The organism is Kitasatospora sp. NPDC054939 (assembly GCF_053610105.1).
In genome coordinates, this window is the sequence record NZ_JBSGXP010000015.1 from 65,191 (window position 1) to 81,853 (window position 16,663).

The 16,663-nt window shown below is 72.8% G+C and carries 15 protein-coding genes; 4 read left to right on the plus strand and 11 right to left on the minus strand.

All coding sequences use genetic code 11. The features are described 5' to 3' along the window. Window positions 1–17: 17 nt before the first annotated feature. The 5 genes from folK to ACWGB8_RS06950 all read right to left on the minus strand — a co-directional run bounded on the left by folK (window position 18) and on the right by ACWGB8_RS06950 (window position 4,613). Window positions 18–617: a 2-amino-4-hydroxy-6-hydroxymethyldihydropteridine diphosphokinase gene (folK, locus tag ACWGB8_RS06930; protein WP_452210997.1), complete on the minus strand. Its 600-nt coding sequence runs from the start codon at window positions 615–617 to the stop codon at window positions 18–20. A gap of 61 nt (window positions 618–678) precedes the next feature. Then, the gene (gene folB, locus ACWGB8_RS06935) at window positions 679–1,038 is read right to left on the minus strand and encodes a dihydroneopterin aldolase (protein WP_452211023.1); all 360 of its coding nucleotides are present in this window, start codon (window positions 1,036–1,038) and stop codon (window positions 679–681) included. A 247-nt stretch (window positions 1,039–1,285) separates the two neighbouring features. Beyond that, window positions 1,286–1,786: a nuclear transport factor 2 family protein gene (locus ACWGB8_RS06940; RefSeq protein ID WP_452210998.1), complete on the minus strand. Its 501-nt coding sequence runs from the start codon at window positions 1,784–1,786 to the stop codon at window positions 1,286–1,288. Window positions 1,787–1,839: 53 nt separating this feature from the next. Further along, window positions 1,840–2,706: a dihydropteroate synthase gene (gene folP, locus ACWGB8_RS06945; protein ID WP_452211000.1), complete on the minus strand. Its 867-nt coding sequence runs from the start codon at window positions 2,704–2,706 to the stop codon at window positions 1,840–1,842. A 65-nt stretch (window positions 2,707–2,771) separates the two neighbouring features. Further along, window positions 2,772–4,613 carry a phosphatidylglycerol lysyltransferase domain-containing protein gene (locus tag ACWGB8_RS06950; RefSeq protein WP_452211001.1) on the minus strand — a complete coding sequence of 614 codons (1,842 nt, stop codon included), beginning with the start codon at window positions 4,611–4,613 and terminating at the stop codon, window positions 2,772–2,774. A 373-nt stretch (window positions 4,614–4,986) separates the two neighbouring features. On the opposite strand from ACWGB8_RS06950, the gene ACWGB8_RS06955 reads away from it, so the two are divergent. Both ACWGB8_RS06955 and ACWGB8_RS06960 read left to right on the plus strand, forming a co-directional pair. Continuing rightward, window positions 4,987–6,135: an alpha/beta hydrolase gene (locus ACWGB8_RS06955; protein ID WP_452211003.1), complete on the plus strand. Its 1,149-nt coding sequence runs from the start codon at window positions 4,987–4,989 to the stop codon at window positions 6,133–6,135. 134 nt (window positions 6,136–6,269) lie between these two features. Next, a complete protein-coding gene (locus ACWGB8_RS06960) occupies window positions 6,270–7,055 on the plus strand; it encodes a ferritin-like domain-containing protein (RefSeq protein WP_452211005.1) in 786 nt (261 codons plus the stop codon). A 36-nt stretch (window positions 7,056–7,091) separates the two neighbouring features. On the opposite strand, the gene folE is transcribed toward ACWGB8_RS06960, so the two are convergent. The 6 genes from folE to dacB all read right to left on the minus strand — a co-directional run bounded on the left by folE (window position 7,092) and on the right by dacB (window position 15,036). Then, window positions 7,092–7,697 (minus strand): GTP cyclohydrolase I FolE, encoded by a 606-nt coding sequence (gene folE / locus ACWGB8_RS06965; protein ID WP_452211007.1) that lies wholly within the window; start codon window positions 7,695–7,697, stop codon window positions 7,092–7,094. Between the two features lie 122 nt (window positions 7,698–7,819). Continuing rightward, window positions 7,820–9,862 (minus strand): ATP-dependent zinc metalloprotease FtsH, encoded by a 2,043-nt coding sequence (gene ftsH / locus ACWGB8_RS06970; RefSeq protein WP_452211009.1) that lies wholly within the window; start codon window positions 9,860–9,862, stop codon window positions 7,820–7,822. Between the two features lie 234 nt (window positions 9,863–10,096). Next, complete coding sequence (gene hpt, locus ACWGB8_RS06975) at window positions 10,097–10,651, minus strand: hypoxanthine phosphoribosyltransferase (RefSeq protein ID WP_030059589.1); 555 nt, start codon at window positions 10,649–10,651, stop codon at window positions 10,097–10,099. Between the two features lie 69 nt (window positions 10,652–10,720). Beyond that, window positions 10,721–11,848, minus strand: coding sequence for a tRNA lysidine(34) synthetase TilS (tilS, locus tag ACWGB8_RS06980; RefSeq protein ID WP_452211011.1), 1,128 nt, complete (start codon window positions 11,846–11,848; stop codon window positions 10,721–10,723). Window positions 11,849–12,115: 267 nt separating this feature from the next. After that, on the minus strand, window positions 12,116–13,294 hold the full coding sequence (locus ACWGB8_RS06985; RefSeq protein ID WP_452211012.1) for a zinc-dependent metalloprotease: 1,179 nt from the start codon (window positions 13,292–13,294) through the stop codon (window positions 12,116–12,118). A 110-nt stretch (window positions 13,295–13,404) separates the two neighbouring features. Then, entirely contained in the window at window positions 13,405–15,036 is a 1,632-nt protein-coding gene (dacB, locus tag ACWGB8_RS06990; RefSeq protein ID WP_452211014.1) for a D-alanyl-D-alanine carboxypeptidase/D-alanyl-D-alanine endopeptidase, read from the minus strand. A 76-nt stretch (window positions 15,037–15,112) separates the two neighbouring features. On the opposite strand from dacB, the gene ACWGB8_RS06995 reads away from it, so the two are divergent. Next, complete coding sequence (locus tag ACWGB8_RS06995) at window positions 15,113–15,604, plus strand: inorganic diphosphatase (RefSeq protein WP_452211025.1); 492 nt, start codon at window positions 15,113–15,115, stop codon at window positions 15,602–15,604. Window positions 15,605–15,862: 258 nt separating this feature from the next. Then, on the plus strand, window positions 15,863–16,534 hold the full coding sequence (locus ACWGB8_RS07000) for a biliverdin-producing heme oxygenase (protein ID WP_452211016.1): 672 nt from the start codon (window positions 15,863–15,865) through the stop codon (window positions 16,532–16,534). Window positions 16,535–16,663 lie beyond the last annotated feature (129 nt).

Below are 16,663 nucleotides of genomic sequence, written 5' to 3' on the forward strand. Positions count from 1 at the left end.
GCCGGCCGCCGGGCGGCTTACTCGGGCAGGCGCAGCTGGATGTCCTCGCGCCGGCGGACGCCCTGGGCACCCTCGCCGCCGAGCTCCTTCAGCAGCTGGGACACCGGGCCGAGGCCCGGCAGCTCGGCCTCCGGCTGGGCGTCCAGCCAGGGGGCGAGCACGAAGGCCCGCTCGTGCGAGCGCGGGTGCGGCAGCAGCAGCTGCGGGTCGTCGCTGGTGACGCCCTCGTAGTCGAGGATGTCGACGTCCAGGGTGCGGGGGCCCCAGCGGACGGTGCGGACCCGCCCGAAGGCGTCCTCGATCGCGTTGCCGCGCTCCAGCAGGTCCTGCGGCGGGAGCGAGGTGCGGAGCACGACCACCGCGTTGTAGTAGCTGGGCTGGTCCTCGGGGCCGCCCACGGCCTCCGTCTCGTACACGGCGGAGACGGCCTTGATCCGCAGCCCCGGGGTGTCGGCGAGCGCGTCCACGGCGCCCTGGAGGGTCTCCAGGCGGTTGCCCAGGTTGCTGCCGAGGGCGATTACGGCGCAGCGCTGGCCGTGCAGCGTCGTGTCGGCGGAGTCCACCCGGCGCTCCAGGTCGAACGTGGTCGGCGAGGCGGTCGGGTCGCTGGTGCTCATCGGTCGTCCTCTACAGCTGGAATCGGCTCTGCGGCGGGTACGGGGCGGCGTGCGGGGCTCGTCATCCGCGGCCCCGGTGGATGGTCACGGTCACGTCGTCGAACGGCACGGTGATCGGGGCGTCCGGCTTGTGCACGGTGACCTCGACCTCCTCGACCGCCTCGTGCTTGAGGCACTGGTCCGCGATGCGCTGGGCGAGCGTCTCGATGAGGTCGACGGGCTCGCCGGCGATGATCGCGGTGACCTCCTCGGCGACGATGCCGTAGTGCGCCGTACGGGTGAGGTCGTCGCCGGACGCGGCGGGGCGGGTGTCCAGGTACAGCACGAGGTCGACGACGAAGGTCTGGCCCTCGGCGCGCTCGCGCTCGAAGACTCCGTGGTGGCCCCGGGCACGCAGACCCCGCAGGGTGACGCGGTCCAGCAAACGAATCACTGCTCCCAGTCGGACGGGCCCTGCCCCGGATCCGGTGGACGGCGGGCAGGGCTGAGTCGGGCGACGCGCGCCCGCTCCCTCTCGAATCTACCCGCGAGCACTGACGACGCCCGACCGTCCTACCCGGTACGAACCGTCGCCACGCACGCCGGAATGGCGATTGACGTGAACATCGGGTGACCACTCGGGAATTCCCCGGCGAAAGCCCGGGCGGGCCTTCGACCGGGCCGCCGAATCAGTCCTCGTCCTCGTCGTCCCCGCTGGTCAGAACGGGTGAACCGTGGTGCGACCAGAGCTTCCAGCCGGCCGGAGTGCGCCGGAACAGGTTGGTCGACACGACCTTTCCGCCGACCAGCGGACCGAGTTCGCCCTCCTCCTCCGCCTCGCCGCCGGAGAGGATGTTCTCGGTGCACGTGACAAGGGCCACATCGCCCTGCACCTCGACCTCGACATCGGTCAGGAAGAACTGGATGTACTCCGTGTTCATCATGATCAGCATGTACGAGCGGGTGACCTGGGCCCGCCCCCGCAGCACCGGCCACCCGGGGTGGACGCACACCACGCCGCCCTTGTCGTCGGCGTCGGCGGCGCCCAGCCAGGCGTCCTCGACCGCCTCCAGATCACCGTTCTCCAGGGCCTCGTACAGCGCCCGGTTGGCCGCCAGGACGGCCTCCCGGTCCGCGTCCTCCGCCCGCTGACCGGCGGCCTCGCCGATCGACCTGCCGTCACCCGCCACAGACCCTCCCGTTCCTCACCGCCCTCCGCGCCCACCGACGGGCCGGAGGGGCCCTACCGGGCCGCGCGCTGCCAGGCCGCGACCACCCGGACGGCGTCCGCCGTACCGGACACGTCGTGCACCCGCACCGCCCAGGCGCCGGCCCCGGCCGACAGCACCGACACCGCTGCGGTGGCGTCGTCGCGCTCCCTGGCCGGGCGCAGCTCCCCGGTTTCCGGGTCGGCGAGCAGCGTACCCAGGAACCGCTTGCGCGATGCGGCGACCAGGACGGGACGGCCGAGCGCGGTCAGCGCGTCCAGCCGCCCGAGCAGCGCCCAGTTGTGCTCGGCGGTCTTGGCGAAGCCCAGGCCCGGGTCGAGGATCAGCTGCTCCTCCTTGACGCCGGCCGCCATCAGCGCCTCCATCCGGGCGGTGAGCTCGCCGACCACGTCGGCGACCACGTCGTCGTAGACCGCCAGCCGGTCCATGTCGGCGGACTGGCCGCGCCAGTGCATCACCACGAACGGCACCCCGGTCTCGGCGACCACCCGGGCCATCGCGGGGTCGGCGAGGCCGCCCGAGACGTCGTTGACCAGGGCGGCGCCGGCGGCGACGGCCTGCTCGGCGACCGAGGCCCGCATGGTGTCGATGGAGACGGTCACCCCGGCCCCGGCCAGTTCCCGGACCACCGGCAGGACGCGCTCCAGCTCCACCTCCTCGGTGACCCGCTGGGAGCCGGGCCGGGTGGACTCGCCGCCGACGTCCACCAGGTCCGCCCCCCGGGCCCGCAGCGCGAGCCCGTGCGCGATGGCCCGGGCCGGGTCGTGCCAGAGCCCGCCGTCCGAGAAGGAGTCGGGCGTCACGTTGACCACGCCCATCACGGCGCAGCGGTCGAGCCGCGGCAGCCCGGCGGGCAGGTTGGGGGCGGGAGGGGTGCTCATGCCTCCCATTATCGGACGGGGCCCCTGCCGGAGGTCTCCGGCAGGGGCCCCGTCCGCGCGACGGCTCAGGCCGCCTCGGTGATCTCCGGGCGGGTCTGCGGCGCCGGCATCAGCCCCTGGCGCAGGCGCCGGCGGCCCAGCCGGGGCATGCCCAGGGTGATGAAGGCCTCCGCCTGCATCGCCGCAAAACCGATCCGGGGCAGGTCGCGGCTGGTCGGGAAGACCAGGAAGCGCGGCTCCCACTGCGGCTGGAACTTGGCGTTGAACTTGTACAGCGACTCAATCTGGAACCAGCGCGAGGAGAACACCAGCAGCCCGCGCCAGGCGCGCAGCACCGGTCCGGCCCCGATCCGCTCGCCGCGGGCCAGCGCCGAGCGGAACACCGCGAAGTTCAGCGACACCCGGCGGACGCCCATCGCGGGCACGGCCTGCAGTGCGGCGACGATCAGCAGCTCGTTGAGGCCCGGGTCGGCGGAGCGGTCGCGGCGCATCAGCTCCAGCGAGATGCCGTCCGGCCCCCACGGCACGAAGTGCAGGACGGCCTTCAGGTCGTCGCCGCCCTCGCCGTCCTCCGGCGTCCGGTGGGCGGTGACGACCACGCAGTCGTCGTCGCCCGGGTCGCCGAAGCGACCGAGCGCCATCGAGAAGCCGCGCTCGGTGTCGGTGCCGCGCCAGCGGGCGGCGGCGTCGGCGATCCGGTACTTCTCCTCGACGGTCAGCTCGCCGACCCGGCGCACCTGGCAGGAGTAGCCGTTGCGCTCGATCCGCTTGACCATCTGGCGGACGTTGCGCATCGCCCGGCCGGAGAGCGAGAAGCTCGCGGTGTCGACGATCGCCTCGTCGCCCAGCTCCAGGGCGTCCAGACCGGCCTCGCGGGTCCAGATCTCGCCGCCCAGCTCGCTGCAGCCCATCACGGCCGGCACCCAGCCGTGCTCGCGGGCCTCGGCCATGAACACCTTGATCGCGCCGGGCCAGGCCTCGTAGTCGCCGACCGGGTCGCCGGAGGCGAGCATCACGCCGGAGACCACCCGGTAGGAGATCGCCGCCTTGCCGGTGGGCGAGAACAGCACGCTCTTGTCGCGGCGCAGCGCGAAGTAGCCGAGCGAGTCGCGCTGCCCGTGCCGCTCCAGCAGCTCGCGCACCCGCACCTCGTCCTCGGCGGTCAGTTCCGGCTCGGGCTTCTCCGGGCGCAGCGCCAGGTAGGCGGTGGTCAGCGCGGTGATCAGACCGAGCCCCCCGAGCAGGTACGCCACCAGGTCGGAGACCCGGTCGGAGCGGTAGTCGACCGGCCCTTCGAACCCGAACAGTCCGTACAGCACGTGCTCCAGTCGCTCGGTCAGACCGGGGTCGCCGATCTCGTACCGGGCCCGGGTGGCCACGACCAGCAGGCCGAGCAGCACGCTGACGGCGCCCAGCACGACCAGGTTGACCACGGCCCGCCAGCGGGTGCGCGGGTCGGCCTTGGCGTAGAACTCCCGCCGGTGGACGAGCATCACGGCAAGCAGCACCAGCGAGATCACGGCCGGGCCGATCTGGTGCCAGCGCAGGATGTGCAGCGCCGCGCCGATCGGCAGCAGCACGCAGACCGCCCGCCAGGCGCGCCGCTTGCGCCGGCGCAGCGCGTGGGCCAGCAGCACCAGCAGCATGCCGACCATCAGCGTCCCGGCCGCGGCGAGGCTGGTGGTGCCGCCGGGCAGCTGCCCGGCGAAGGTGTGCATCCGGGTGTGGCGCAGCTTGGGGAACACCGCGCAGGCGATGTCGACCAGGCCGATCAGCAGGCAGGCGTAGCCGACCGCGCCGGGCAGCCAGGCCCTCGGGACGGCCGCCGCCTGGGTACGAAGCGCCTGCAGACCGCGGCGGCGGGGCGGCTGCTCGGTGCTCGGCTCAACGGACACGGGAACGCTCATGGAAACTCAGCGTAGATGCTGCGGAGCGCAGTCCTGTCTCTCCGGAGGAGGAGTTGTGAGGGACCTTCATGCCTATTCCTTCATCGGGCGACGCGCACACCGGCGCCCCGGGGACGTACGTCGACCGGTGCCGGAGGTGCGCTTCGATTGAGCCGAGGGTGGGAGCCTTCCCCCGGTGCCGCGTGGCGCGACCCGGCGGCCGCGCCCCCGGTACGTACGGTGGACGCCGCATTCTAGGGCGTCGGTTCCGGCCGTCGCAGCCGCCCGCCCGACCTGCCCCGACGCCCGGACGGCCCAGTCGCGATGGCCGCGCCTGACAACCCGTCAGACGATGGAAGCCGCCCCGACAGCGTCCCACCGGAAGGCCGACGGCATGGAACTGACCAGCGACGCACTGGTGAACTCACTGCTCGCACTCGGCGCGGCAGCCCTGGTCGCCACCCTCTGGCTCTGGCCCCGGCTGGCCCGCCAGCGCGTCCTGCCGCTGCTCGGCCGGATCGGCCTGATGACCGTCACTCAGGTGTCGGTGCTGGCGGTGCTGGCGCTGTCGGTCAACAACTCCTTCGGCTTCTACACCTCCTGGGACGACCTGCTGAACCCCGGCGGCGCCAAGCTCGCGCTCGCCGCGGCCGGCCAGAAGAACGCGCCGCCCTCCTCCGACGCGCTGGTCCAGCCGACCGACGAGGGCGGCCTGGAGGACATCACGGACCTGCCCCAAGGGGCACCCGAGGAGGTCGGGAAGATCGAGTCGGTCCGGGTGAACGGCAAGGAGACTGGCCTCTCCGACCAGATGTTCGTGTACCTGCCGCCCGAGTACTTCAACCCCAAGCTCGCCCTGGTCCGCTTCCCGGTGCTGCTCACCCTCTCCGGCTACCCCGGCACCGCGCTCCACCTGCTGAAGGAGCTGCCGGTCGTGCAGACCGCCTGGGAGCTGCAGCGGACCGGCAAGATGCCGCCGACCATCGTGGTGATGGCCCGCCCGACGGTCGCCCCGCCGCGCAACACCGAGTGCGTGGACGTGCCCGGCGGGCCGCGCACCGAGAGCTGGTTCGCCAGGGACCTGCCGGAGGCGCTGCGCTCGGCCTACCGGGTCAGCCGCTCGGCCTCCTCCTGGGGGGTGCTCGGCTACTCGACCGGTGGCAGCTGCGCGCTGCGGCTGGCGATGCGCAATCCGGAGGTGTTCGGCGCGGTGACCGGCATGCACGCCGACTTCAAGGTCGTCGAGGACCAGTTCACCGGCGGACCGCTGCTCGGTGACCAGGAGCGGACCAACCAGCACGACCTCGGCTGGCGGCTGCAGAACCTCCCGGCGCCGGCCCTCGCGGTGCTGGCGGTCTCCACCCGCAAGGAGGCCGACTACCCGGAGACCGTGAAGTTCGTCGAGACGGCCCAGCAGGTGGCCGCCGCCAACCCGCCGTTCACCGTGGAATCGCTCTACCTGGACGACGGCGGCCACAACTTCGACAGCTGGAAGCGCGAGCTGCCGGCCGCACTGGAGTGGATGGGCGAGCGCCTCGCCTGAACGGCGTGCCGGGCCGGGTGATCGCGCAGCCGGGTGATTACCCGCGGGTTCGGCGCGGCGGTCGCGGCGCGCCGGGAACGTATCGCGACCGCGGCCGGACCTCCGGCCGCCCGGATCCGTGCAGGAGGCCCCCGATGCTCAGCACCCGATCGCTGTTCGACGAGATCTACCGCAACGACGAGGCCTACCGGCTGTTCTGCAGCATCGCGGCCGACGGCGAGGACCAGGGCGGGTGGGAGAACGAGCGGATCACCGCCCTCACCCGGGATCCGGTGCTCGCCCCCAAGATCGCCCGGCACGGCGCGGACGAGCGCAAGCACGGCCGGATCTTCACCCAGCTGCTGCACAAGCGCGGCCTGGACAAGGTGGACGTCCCCGCCGACACCGACTACTGCATGCTGCTGGAGCGCCAGGGCGTCGGCCTCTCGCACGAGCGGCTGCGGACCGACCTCCCGCTGGCCGAGCGCGAGATCATCACCTACCTGGCGCACAGCCGGGTGACCGAGCAGCGCGCGGCCGAGCAGATGCGCCAGCTGGTCAAGGCGTACGCCGACAACCCGGAGCTGTCCCGGGCGATGCGGATGATCTCGGCGGACGAGGACAACCACCTCGCGTACTGCCACGAGGAGCTGCTGCGGCTGGCGGCGCTCGGCCACGGGCCGTACATCCGGCACGCGCTGGAGACCTGCGCACGCGGTGAGATCCGCACCCACCGGGACGTCGGCCTGGCCGTCACCGCGCGGATGGCGCGGATCCTGAAGTGGCCGCGCTGGCAGCTCGCGCTGGTGAGGCTGGGCGTGCACGCGCTGTACCTCTACGACGCCGCGTACGGCTGGCGGCGGATGGTCACGCTGCGGATGCCCGCGCGCCGCGACGCGATGGGCACCCCGCCGCGCGCGGAGCACGGCGCGCACGCCTGAGCGCGGTGCGCGCCGCCGGACCTCCGCCCCCGGGCGTCAGCGCCCGATGATCAGGCTCATCGCCTCGGCGCGGGTCGCGGGGTCGCGCAGCTGGCCGCGCACGCAGGAGGTGATGGTCTTGGCGCCGGGCTTGCGGATGCCGCGCATGGACATGCACATGTGCTCGCACTCGACCACGACGATCGCCCCGCGGGGTTCGAGGATCCGCATCAGGGCGTCGGCGACCTGGCTGGTCAGCCGCTCCTGGACCTGCGGGCGGCGGGCGTAGACGTCGACCAGCCGGGCCAGCTTGGAGAGCCCGGTGATCTTGCCGCTGGTGGACGGGATGTACCCGACGTGCGCGACGCCGCGGAAGGGCACCAGGTGGTGCTCGCAGACGGACGTCAGCTCGATGTCCTTGACCAGCACCATCTCGTCGTGGCCGAGGTCGAAGGTGGTGGTCAGGACGTCCTCGGGCTCCTGCCAGAGGCCCGCGAATATCTCCTTGTAGGCGCGGGCCACCCGGGCCGGGGTCTCCAGCAGCCCCTCGCGGTCCGGGTCCTCGCCGACCGCGAGCAGCAACTCGCGGATGGCGTTCTCGGCCCGCTTCTGGTCGAAGGTGCCGACGGCGGGCGGACCGTCGAGCATCACCGGGTCGATCATGCGGGCCTCGCTAACTAGTGGACGAACTCGGGCTGAACAGCACGGATGCCGCGCCTCCAGAGTACAAACCCTGGAGTCGCGGCATCCATTCCGTCTCGCGGTGACCGGCCGGAGCCGGTCGCTCAGCCCTCGGCCGGCGGGTCGGCCGGCAGCGGCGGGAGCTTGACCGGGGCGACCTCGGCGGCAGCGGCGCCGTTGGTCAGCGCCAGCTCCTTCGGGGACTGCACCGGCGGCCGGGTCGACGGGGTCCGGCGGGCCGAACCCGTCCACGCCGGACGGTGCGGGCGCTTGACGATCGGGGCGAAGATCTCGGCGATCTGCTCCTTGTTGAGGGTCTCCTTCTCCAGGAGCTCCAGGACCAGGTTGTCGAGCACGTCGCGGTTCTCGACCAGGATCTCCCAGGCCTCGTTGTGCGCGCTCTCGATGAGCTTCTTGACCTCTTCGTCCACCAGCCCGGCGACCTCTTCCGAGTAGTCGCGCTGGTGACCCATCTCGCGGCCCAGGAAGGGCTCCGAGTTGTCCGAGCCGAACTTGATCGCGCCGAGGCGCTCGGTCATGCCGTACTGGGTGACCATGGCCCGGGCCGTCGCGGTGGCCTTCTCGATGTCGTTCGAGGCACCGGTGGTCGGGTCGTGGAAGACCAGCTCCTCCGCCGCGCGCCCGCCCAGCATGTACGCCAGCTGGTCGAGCATCTCGTTGCGGGTGGTGGAGTACTTGTCCTCGTCCGGCAGCACCATCGTGTAGCCGAGGGCGCGGCCCCGGGACAGGATGGTGATCTTGTGCACCGGGTCGGAGTACTGGCAGGCCGCCGCGACCAGGGCGTGACCGCCCTCGTGGTACGCGGTGATCTTCTTCTCCTTGTCGGACATGATCCGCGTGCGCTTCTGCGGACCCGCCACGACGCGGTCGATCGCCTCGTCCAGGATGAGGTTGTCGATCAGCTTCTTGTCCGAGCGGGCGGTCAGCAGGGCCGCCTCGTTGAGGACGTTCGAGAGGTCCGCACCGGTGAAGCCGGGGGTGCGCTTGGCGACGGCCGACAGGTCGACGTCGGGCGCGATCGGCTTGCCCTTCTGGTGCACCTTGAGGATGTCCAGCCGGCCCTGGAGGTCGGGGCGCTCGACCGCGATCTGCCGGTCGAAGCGGCCCGGGCGCAGCAGCGCCGGGTCGAGGATGTCCGGGCGGTTGGTGGCGGCGATCAGGATGACGCCGCCCTTGACGTCGAAGCCGTCCATCTCGACCAGCAGCTGGTTGAGGGTCTGCTCGCGCTCGTCGTGGCCGCCGCCGAGGCCCGCACCGCGGTGCCGGCCGACGGCGTCGATCTCGTCGACGAAGACGATCGCCGGGGCGTTCGCCTTGGCCTGCTCGAAGAGGTCGCGGACGCGGGAGGCGCCGACACCGACGAACATCTCGACGAAGTCCGAGCCGGAGATCGAGTAGAACGGCACCCCGGCCTCGCCGGCGACGGCACGCGCCAGCAGGGTCTTGCCGGTACCGGGCGGGCCGTACAGCAGCACGCCCTTGGGGATCTTCGCGCCGACGGCCTGGAACTTGGCCGGCTCCTGCAGGAACTCCTTGATCTCGTGGAGCTCCTCGACCGCCTCGTCCGCACCCGCGACGTCCGCGAAGGTGGTCTTCGGGGTGTCCTTGGTCAGCAGCTTGGCCTTGGACTTGCCGAACTGCATGACCCGCGAGCCGCCGCCCTGCATCTGGTTCATCAGGAACAGGAAGACCAGCACGATGATCACGATCGGCAGCATCGACAGCAGCAGGCTGACGAAGGTGCTCTGCTTCTCCGGGCTGATGGTGTAGCCCTGGGCGAGCGTGTTCTGGTCGTTGTCGCTGATCTGGCCCTGCAGCTTGTTCGCGATCTCGACGCCCTGGTCGCCGATGTACGAGGCCTGGAACTTGGTGCCGGACGGGGTCTTGCCCGTACCGGCGTTGGACAGGCTCGCGCCGTCCTTGAGCTGGATCTTGACGGTGTTCGAGTCACCGGTGGTGATCTGCGCCGATTTGACCTGCTTGGCATCGATCGCCGCAACGACCTGCCCGGTGTCCACCGTCTTGTAGCCGTTCGAGTCGGAAACGACCTGCATCAGCACGATGACGGCGAGGACGGCCAGCACGATCCACATGATCGGCGCACGGAAGTATCGCTTGACGTCCATCCATGCGGGGCGTTGCCGCCCCGTCCCTCCTGCCACTCAACGGCGCCGCGAGGCCGTGGGGCCGCCGGCGCATCCGGTCTGTGCTCATGTGAAGAGCGGTTTATTGGACCGTACCGCAGTCCGACCGCCTCTTGGCGGGAGCACAGCGACACGACGTATTTTCTTGTCCCCCGATCCAACGGGCGGGAACAACGTACTGTTCCCGCCCGTCGCCCGAACGGGGCCGGGTACCGCTCAGCCGCCGTAGACGTGCGGCGCGAGCGTCCCGATGAAGGGGAGGTTGCGCAGCTTCTCGGCGTAGTCCAGGCCGTAGCCGACCACGAACTCGTTCGGGATGTCGAACCCGACGTACTTGACGTCGATCTCGACCTTGGCCGCGTCGGGCTTGCGCAGCAGGGTGCAGACCTCCAGCGAGGCCGGGCCGCGCGAGCCCAGGTTCCCCAGCAGCCAGGACAGCGTCAGCCCGGAGTCGATGATGTCCTCGACGATCAGGACGTCCCGGCCGGCGATGTCGGTGTCGAGGTCCTTGAGGATGCGCACCACGCCCGAGGACTTGGTGCCCATGCCGTACGACGAGACCGCCATCCAGTCCATGGTGACCTGCGAGTGCAGGGCCCGGGCCAGGTCGGCCATGACCATCACGGCCCCCTTGAGGACGCCGACGATCAGCAGGTCCTTGCCTGCGTAGTCCCGGTCGATGCGCTCGGCCAGCTCAAGGAGCTTGGCGTCGATCTCGTCCTTGCTGATGAGCACCTTCGCGAGGTCAGCGCCCATGTCGTTCTGGTCCACCGGGGATACGTCCTCAAACGTTCGGGGTCGGTATGGCCGACGGCCCTGCGCCCCGGGCATGCCTGCCCTTCAGTCGCCCTGCCGCCGAAAGACCAGCGTGCCACACCGGCGGGTGGCTTCGACGCCCCCGGGTAGGTGCAACGGCCCCTGGCCGCGCCAACCGGTGACCAGCAGGTCGATCGTCTCCAGGTGCCGGGCGAAGAGGTCGCCGGCCGGACAGCCCGCCCGCAGCGCGGCCCGGCGCAGCACCCGGCGGCGCACCGCGGCGGGCAGTTCGGCGAGTTTCGCCGCGTCCAGGGCGCCTTCGCCCGACCGGAGGTCGCGCTCGGCGAGGGCGGCCCACTGGTCGAGGGCGTCGGCGTCGTCGCGGAACAGCCGGGCGGTCCGGGCCAGCGCCTCGACCACGCCGCCGCCCAGGTGCTTCTCCAGCACCGGCAGCACCTCGTGGCGCACCCGGGAGCGGGTGTAGGCGGGGTCGCAGTTGTGCGGGTCGTCCCAGACCGGGATCGCCTGGGCGGAGCAGGCCTGCCGGGTGGCGGCGCGGTCGAGCTCCAGCAGCGGGCGCCGGTAGCGGCCCTTCTGGGCGGGCATCCCGGCCAGCGAGCGGGCGCCGGAGCCGCGGGCGAGGCCGAGCAGCACCGTCTCGGCCTGGTCGTCGCGGGTGTGGCCGAGCAGGACGGCGATCGCGCCGTGGCGCTCGGCCGCCTCGTCCAGCGCGGCGTAGCGGGCGTCCCGGGCGGCGGCCTCGGGGCCGCCGTCGCGGCCGACCTGGACGGCGACCGCCTCGACCGGGTCCAGGCCCAGCTCGCGCAGCCGCCCGGCGACCTGCTCGGCGCGCTCGGCGGAGCCCGGCTGCAGACCGTGGTCGACGGTGACGGCACCGACCCGCAGCCCGATCTTCGGGGCCTCGAAGGCCGCGGCGATGGCCAGCGCCATGGAGTCCGCGCCGCCGCTGACCGCGACCAGGACCAGCGGGGAGCCCGGTCCGGCGGGGGTGCGGGGCAGCCCGGACGGGTGCCGGTGGGCGTTGCCGATCAGGGTGGTGCCGACGGCCGCGCCGACCAGCGGGGCGCCGCTGGTGCGCTCGCGGGGCTCGCGCACGGGCGCGGTGAAGGTGGTCCCGGCCTCGGCGGCGAGGTCGGTGAGCGTGCGGCGTACGGCCAGGCGTATCGCGGCGACGGCGGGGTGTGGGCCCACGGCGGAGGTCTCCTTGGCGGAGGGGGACAGGACGGCGGGGCGCGGCGGGGACCGCGCCGGAAGGGAGCACCCGGTAACCGGGCGCTCACAGATGGTGGCAGAAAGCCGCGCGCCGCTACGCCACCCGCGCCACCGGTACGACCACCGTCCCACGTACGGGTGAATGCCGAAACGGTTCTTCACCCGCCATCTGCGCGAATGGACCACTCGTACGAACGGGTTTGACCGCTGCCGACCGCCGTGGGCACGGCGGCGGTGCAGGACCGCTCAGCGGGCGACGCGCGCGACCCAGGCGGCCGGGTCGTGGATCTCCTCCTTGGTCGGCAGGGTGTTGGGCGAGGTCCAGACCCGGTTGAAGCCCTCCATGCCGACCTGCTCGACCACGCCGCGCACGAAGACCGCGCCGTCCTGGTACTGGCGCAGCTTGGCGTCCATGCCCAGCAGCCGGCGCAGCACCAGGTCCAGCCGGTTGGCCCCGCGGTCGCGGCGCTGCTGGAACTTCTCCCGGATCTCCGACACGGAGGGCACCACGGCCGGTCCGACGCCGTCCATCACCACGTCCGCGTGGCCCTCCAGCAGCGACATCACGGCGGTCAGCCGGCCGAGGATCTCGCGCTGGGCGGGCGACTGGACGACCTCCATCAGCGTGCCGGGGGCCGAGCCGTCGCCGCGCCCGCCGAGGCCGGGCAGGCCGCCGCCGATCGAGCCGGCCGCGTCGCGCAGCCGCTCCAGCAGGGCGCCCGGGTCGACGTCCGTCTCGCCGAGGAAGGACTGCACCTCGGACTGGATGTGGTCGCGCAGCCACGGCACCGCGGTGAACTGGGTGCGGTGGGTCTCCTCGTGCAGGCAGACCCAGAGCCGGAAGTCGGCCGGGTTCACGTCGAGTTCGCGCTCGACGTGGACGATGTTCGGCGCCACCAGCAGCAGCCGCCCCGGGCCGGGGGTGTCCGGGCCCAGCCGCGGCTTGTCGAACAGCGCCGCCGGGCTGTCGGGCGCGGTGACCGCGGGCTCCGCCGGGGCGAAGGTCTCGTACTGGCCGAGCACCTTGGTGGACAGGAAGGCGAGCAGGGCGCCGACCTCGATGCCGGTGGCCTTCTCGCCGACGGTGCCGAAGACCCCGGCCGCGCCACCGCCCGAACGGCGCGCCTGGAGCTTCTCCACCAGCGGCTGGACGATCGTCCGGAAGCCCGCGACGTTGGCCCGCACCCAGCCGGGGCGGTCCACCACGAGGACCGGCGTCGCGACGGCCTCGGCGAGGCTGCTGGAGCGCATGCCGGTGAACTCCCGGACGTGCTCCTCCGCCTCCAGCGCATGCCGGCGCAGCTCGGCCACCACCGCGGCCGCCTCGGTGCGGCTCACCTCAGGACCCGGCCGCACCAGCCTGGTCGCGGTTGCGACCGCGAGGTTCCAGTCGACCATCTCAGCACCGCTGCTCGCGCTCGTCATGCCCTCACCGTACGTGCTCTCGCGCACCGGGGGGAGCCACGGGCGCGGTCGTCCTGCTCGGTGGACGCCCGGGCGCCCGGGAACGTTCCCGGGCGCCGGATCCCGGGCCCTCAGCGGCAGCCGCAGGCCGCCAGGCGGGCCACGATGCGGTCCATCGCGGCCCGCGCGGTGTCGGCGGGGGCGGTGGTCCTGGTCATCACCGCGAAGGCAAGCAGCCGGCCCTCGGCGTCCACCACCGTGCCGGCCAGGGTGTTGACCCCGCTGAGGCTGCCGGTCTTGGCGCGGACCAGGCCGGCCGCGTCGGCGGAGCCCGAGCCGGCTCCGAAGCGCTTGCCCAGGGTGCCGGTGAACCCGGCGATCGGCAGTCCGGTGAGGGCCGGGCGCAGGGCGGGCTGCTGCTCGGAGGCGGCCAGCGCGAGCAGCTTGACCAGGACGGCCGGCGGGATGGCGTTGCCGGTGTGCAGCCCGCTGCCGTCGTTGAGCTGAACGCCGGTCATCGGCACGCCGAGCCGGGCGAGCTCCTGGGTGACCGCGGTGGCGGCCCCCTCGAAGCCGGCCGGCTGGTGGGCGGCCAGGGCGACCTGGCGGGCGATCGCCTCGGAGAGGGTGTTGTCGGAGGTGGTGAGCAGCCGCTCGACCAGCCGGGAGACGGTCGGGGAGTCGACCCGGCCGAGCACCGGGGCGTCGGCGGCGGCCGGGGCGGCGGCCTGCTTGGCGCTCCCCTCGACGGCGACGCCGTGCGCCTTCAGCAGTCCGGCGAACGCCTGGGCGGCGTGCTGGGCCGGGTCGGGCACCCGCGCCGGCGCCTCGTGCCGGCTCTTCGGGTCGACCTTGCCCTCGTCCACCATCAGCGGGGTGACCAGCGCGATGTTCTCGCCGTCGTGGTTCTTGTGCTGCTGGGGGCCGGTGTAGAGCGAGACGTCGTAGTCGAGCCGGACGGAGGATGTGCCGGCCGACTTGAGGGCGGCGGCGGTCTGCCGGGCCAGGTCGTCGAGCGAGGCGGGGGCGGTGTCGGCGTCGGCGGGCAGGCCGCCGATCTGCACCTGGTCGGCGGGCAGCGCGGTGAGCGTCGGGTCGCCGCCACCCACGAGGGTGATCGTGCCCGGGGTGGCGCCCTTGACGACCCGGGTGCCGATCCGGGTCTCCGCCGGGATCAGCGACAGGGCGGCGACCGCGGTCGCCAGCTTGGTGGTGGAGGCCGGGGTGGCCGGGGTGTTCTCGCCGGAGCCGTAGAGGAGCCGCCCGGTGGCGGCGTCCGCGACGGCGAAGGTGACGGTGCCCAGGGCGGCGCGGTCCGCCAGCGCGGTGGCGAGCGCCTGCCGCAGCCCCTGGGCGGTGGGCAGGCCGTCGGCCGGGCCGTTCTCCGCGGCGGCCAGCACCGCCCCGGGGGCGGGGGCCGGGCGGGCACCGGACGGCGCAGGAGCACCGGACGCGCCCGCGGTGCCGGACGGCGCCGGGGAGCCGGCGCCGGTGGACGGCCGGGGCGTGCCGGAGTCGCCGGCGCGCTTGTCGCGGCCGTTCCCGTTCTCGGCGCCGTTGGCCTTGCCGTTGCCGTTCCCGTTGCCGCGGTTGCCCTCGCGGTCGTCCTCGCCCTGCCCGGCGGTGTGCCCGCCCGGCGGCGGGGAGGGCTGCGCGTACGCACCACCCGAGGTCAGGACCGTACCGGCGACCAGCACCGCCGCACCGAACAGCCCTGCGGCCGTCCCTCTTCGGCGGCGACCCGCCCCCACCACTGCTCGCACCGACCGGCCCCTTTCCCGAGCACCCGCTCCCGTAGGAGACACTTGGATTCTGTCAGTCCCTACCTTGGAGGAACCGTTGGAGTTCGACGTCCTTATCGAAATCCCGAAGGGCTCTCGTAACAAGTACGAGGTCGACCACGAGACCGGCCGTCTGCGCCTGGACCGGATGCTCTTCACCTCGACCCGCTACCCGGCCGACTACGGCTACGTCGAGGGCACGCTCGGCGAGGACGGCGACCCGCTCGACGCGCTGGTCATCCTGGACGAGCCGACCTTCCCCGGCTGCCTCATCAAGTGCCGCGCCATCGGCATGTTCCACATGACCGACGAGGCCGGCGGCGACGACAAGCTGCTCTGCGTCCCGGCGACCGACCCGCGCTGGGAGCACCTGCGGGACATCCACCACGTGTCGGAGTTCGACCGCCTGGAGATCCAGCACTTCTTCGAGGTCTACAAGGACCTGGAGCCCGGCAAGTCCGTCGAGGGTGCCAACTGGGTCGGCCGCGCCGAGGCCGAGGCCGAGGTGACCGCCTCGATCAAGCGCCTGGCGGAGTCCGGCGGCCACTGAGCCGTCGAGCACCGATCCGGTTCACCCGAGGCGTTCGGGGCGGGCCGCGACAGTCGGAGGCCGGGGTGTGCGGAGTGATCCGCGCGCCCCGGCCTCTGCCGTTCCCGGGGCGGCGCGGCGTCCGTCGGCGGGGTTGCCGGAGGCCCGGACGGGGCAGCCCTGTTGCGATGTGATTTACCGACAAGTTGTCGGCATAACGTTGACTTAGGTAAGGCTAACCATAACAATCGGGGGCGACCCCGATCCCTGGAGGCCCGCATGCCCAGCCCCGAGCAGCCCGTCCCGTTCTCCACCGTGCTCCGCACCGCCAGCAGCGAGGAGCACGAGGCGGCCGAGCAGTCCTCGTTCATGAGCCACCTGCTCGGCGGGCGGCTCGGCATCGACGCCTACGCCGACCTCACCGGCCAGCTCTGGTACGTCTACCGGGCCCTGGAGGGCTGCGCCGAGGAGCTCGCCGGGCACCCGCTGGCCGGACCCTTCATCGACCCCGCACTGCTGCGCACCGAGGCCATCGAGCGCGACCTGGAGCACCTGCGCGGACCCGGCTGGCGCGAGGGCCTGGCGCCCCTCCCGGCCACCGCGGCGTACGTGGCGCGGGTCGAGGAGCTGGCCGAAACGTGGCCGGGCGGGTACATCGCCCACCACTACACCCGCTACCTGGGCGACCTGTCGGGCGGTCAGATCATCCGCGGCATCGCGGAGAAGACCTGGGGCTTCGCCCGCAAGGGCGACGGGGTGCGGTTCTACGTCTTCGAGGGGATCGACAACCCGGCCGCCTTCAAGCGCGAGTACCGGGCCCGGCTGGACGCCGCCGGGCTCGCCCTGGACGAGGTCGAGCGGCGCCGGGTGGTCGAGGAGTGCAAGCGGGCCTTCGTGCTGAACGGCGCGATCTTCCGCGACCTGGACACCCGTTACCCGCTGAGCGCGTAGGGGTTCGCGGCGGACGCGTTCCGCCACCCCCGCGGGGCCCCGGTGCGCGGGGCACCCGGGGCCCCCGCCGCGTATGCGCACGGGCCGTCCGGACAGCACCGCGCCCGCGCCGCACGGTGGGTGCGGTGC

What these genes read in the sequence shown, in the direction of transcription:
- folK (WP_452210997.1), bottom strand. Translation starts at nt 617, where the DNA reads ATGAGCACCAGCGACCCGACCGCCTCGCCGACCACGTTCGACCTGGAG.
- folP (WP_452211000.1), bottom strand. Translation starts at nt 2,706, where the DNA reads ATGAGCACCCCTCCCGCCCCCAACCTGCCCGCCGGGCTGCCGCGGCTC.
- ACWGB8_RS06950 (WP_452211001.1), bottom strand. Translation starts at nt 4,613, where the DNA reads ATGAGCGTTCCCGTGTCCGTTGAGCCGAGCACCGAGCAGCCGCCCCGC.
- ACWGB8_RS06955 (WP_452211003.1), top strand. Translation starts at nt 4,987, where the DNA reads ATGGAACTGACCAGCGACGCACTGGTGAACTCACTGCTCGCACTCGGC.
- ACWGB8_RS06960 (WP_452211005.1), top strand. Translation starts at nt 6,270, where the DNA reads ATGCTCAGCACCCGATCGCTGTTCGACGAGATCTACCGCAACGACGAG.
- folE (WP_452211007.1), bottom strand. Translation starts at nt 7,697, where the DNA reads ATGATCGACCCGGTGATGCTCGACGGTCCGCCCGCCGTCGGCACCTTC.
- ftsH (WP_452211009.1), bottom strand. Translation starts at nt 9,862, where the DNA reads ATGGACGTCAAGCGATACTTCCGTGCGCCGATCATGTGGATCGTGCTG.
- ACWGB8_RS06985 (WP_452211012.1), bottom strand. Translation starts at nt 13,294, where the DNA reads ATGACGAGCGCGAGCAGCGGTGCTGAGATGGTCGACTGGAACCTCGCG.
- ACWGB8_RS07000 (WP_452211016.1), top strand. Translation starts at nt 15,863, where the DNA reads ATGCCCAGCCCCGAGCAGCCCGTCCCGTTCTCCACCGTGCTCCGCACC.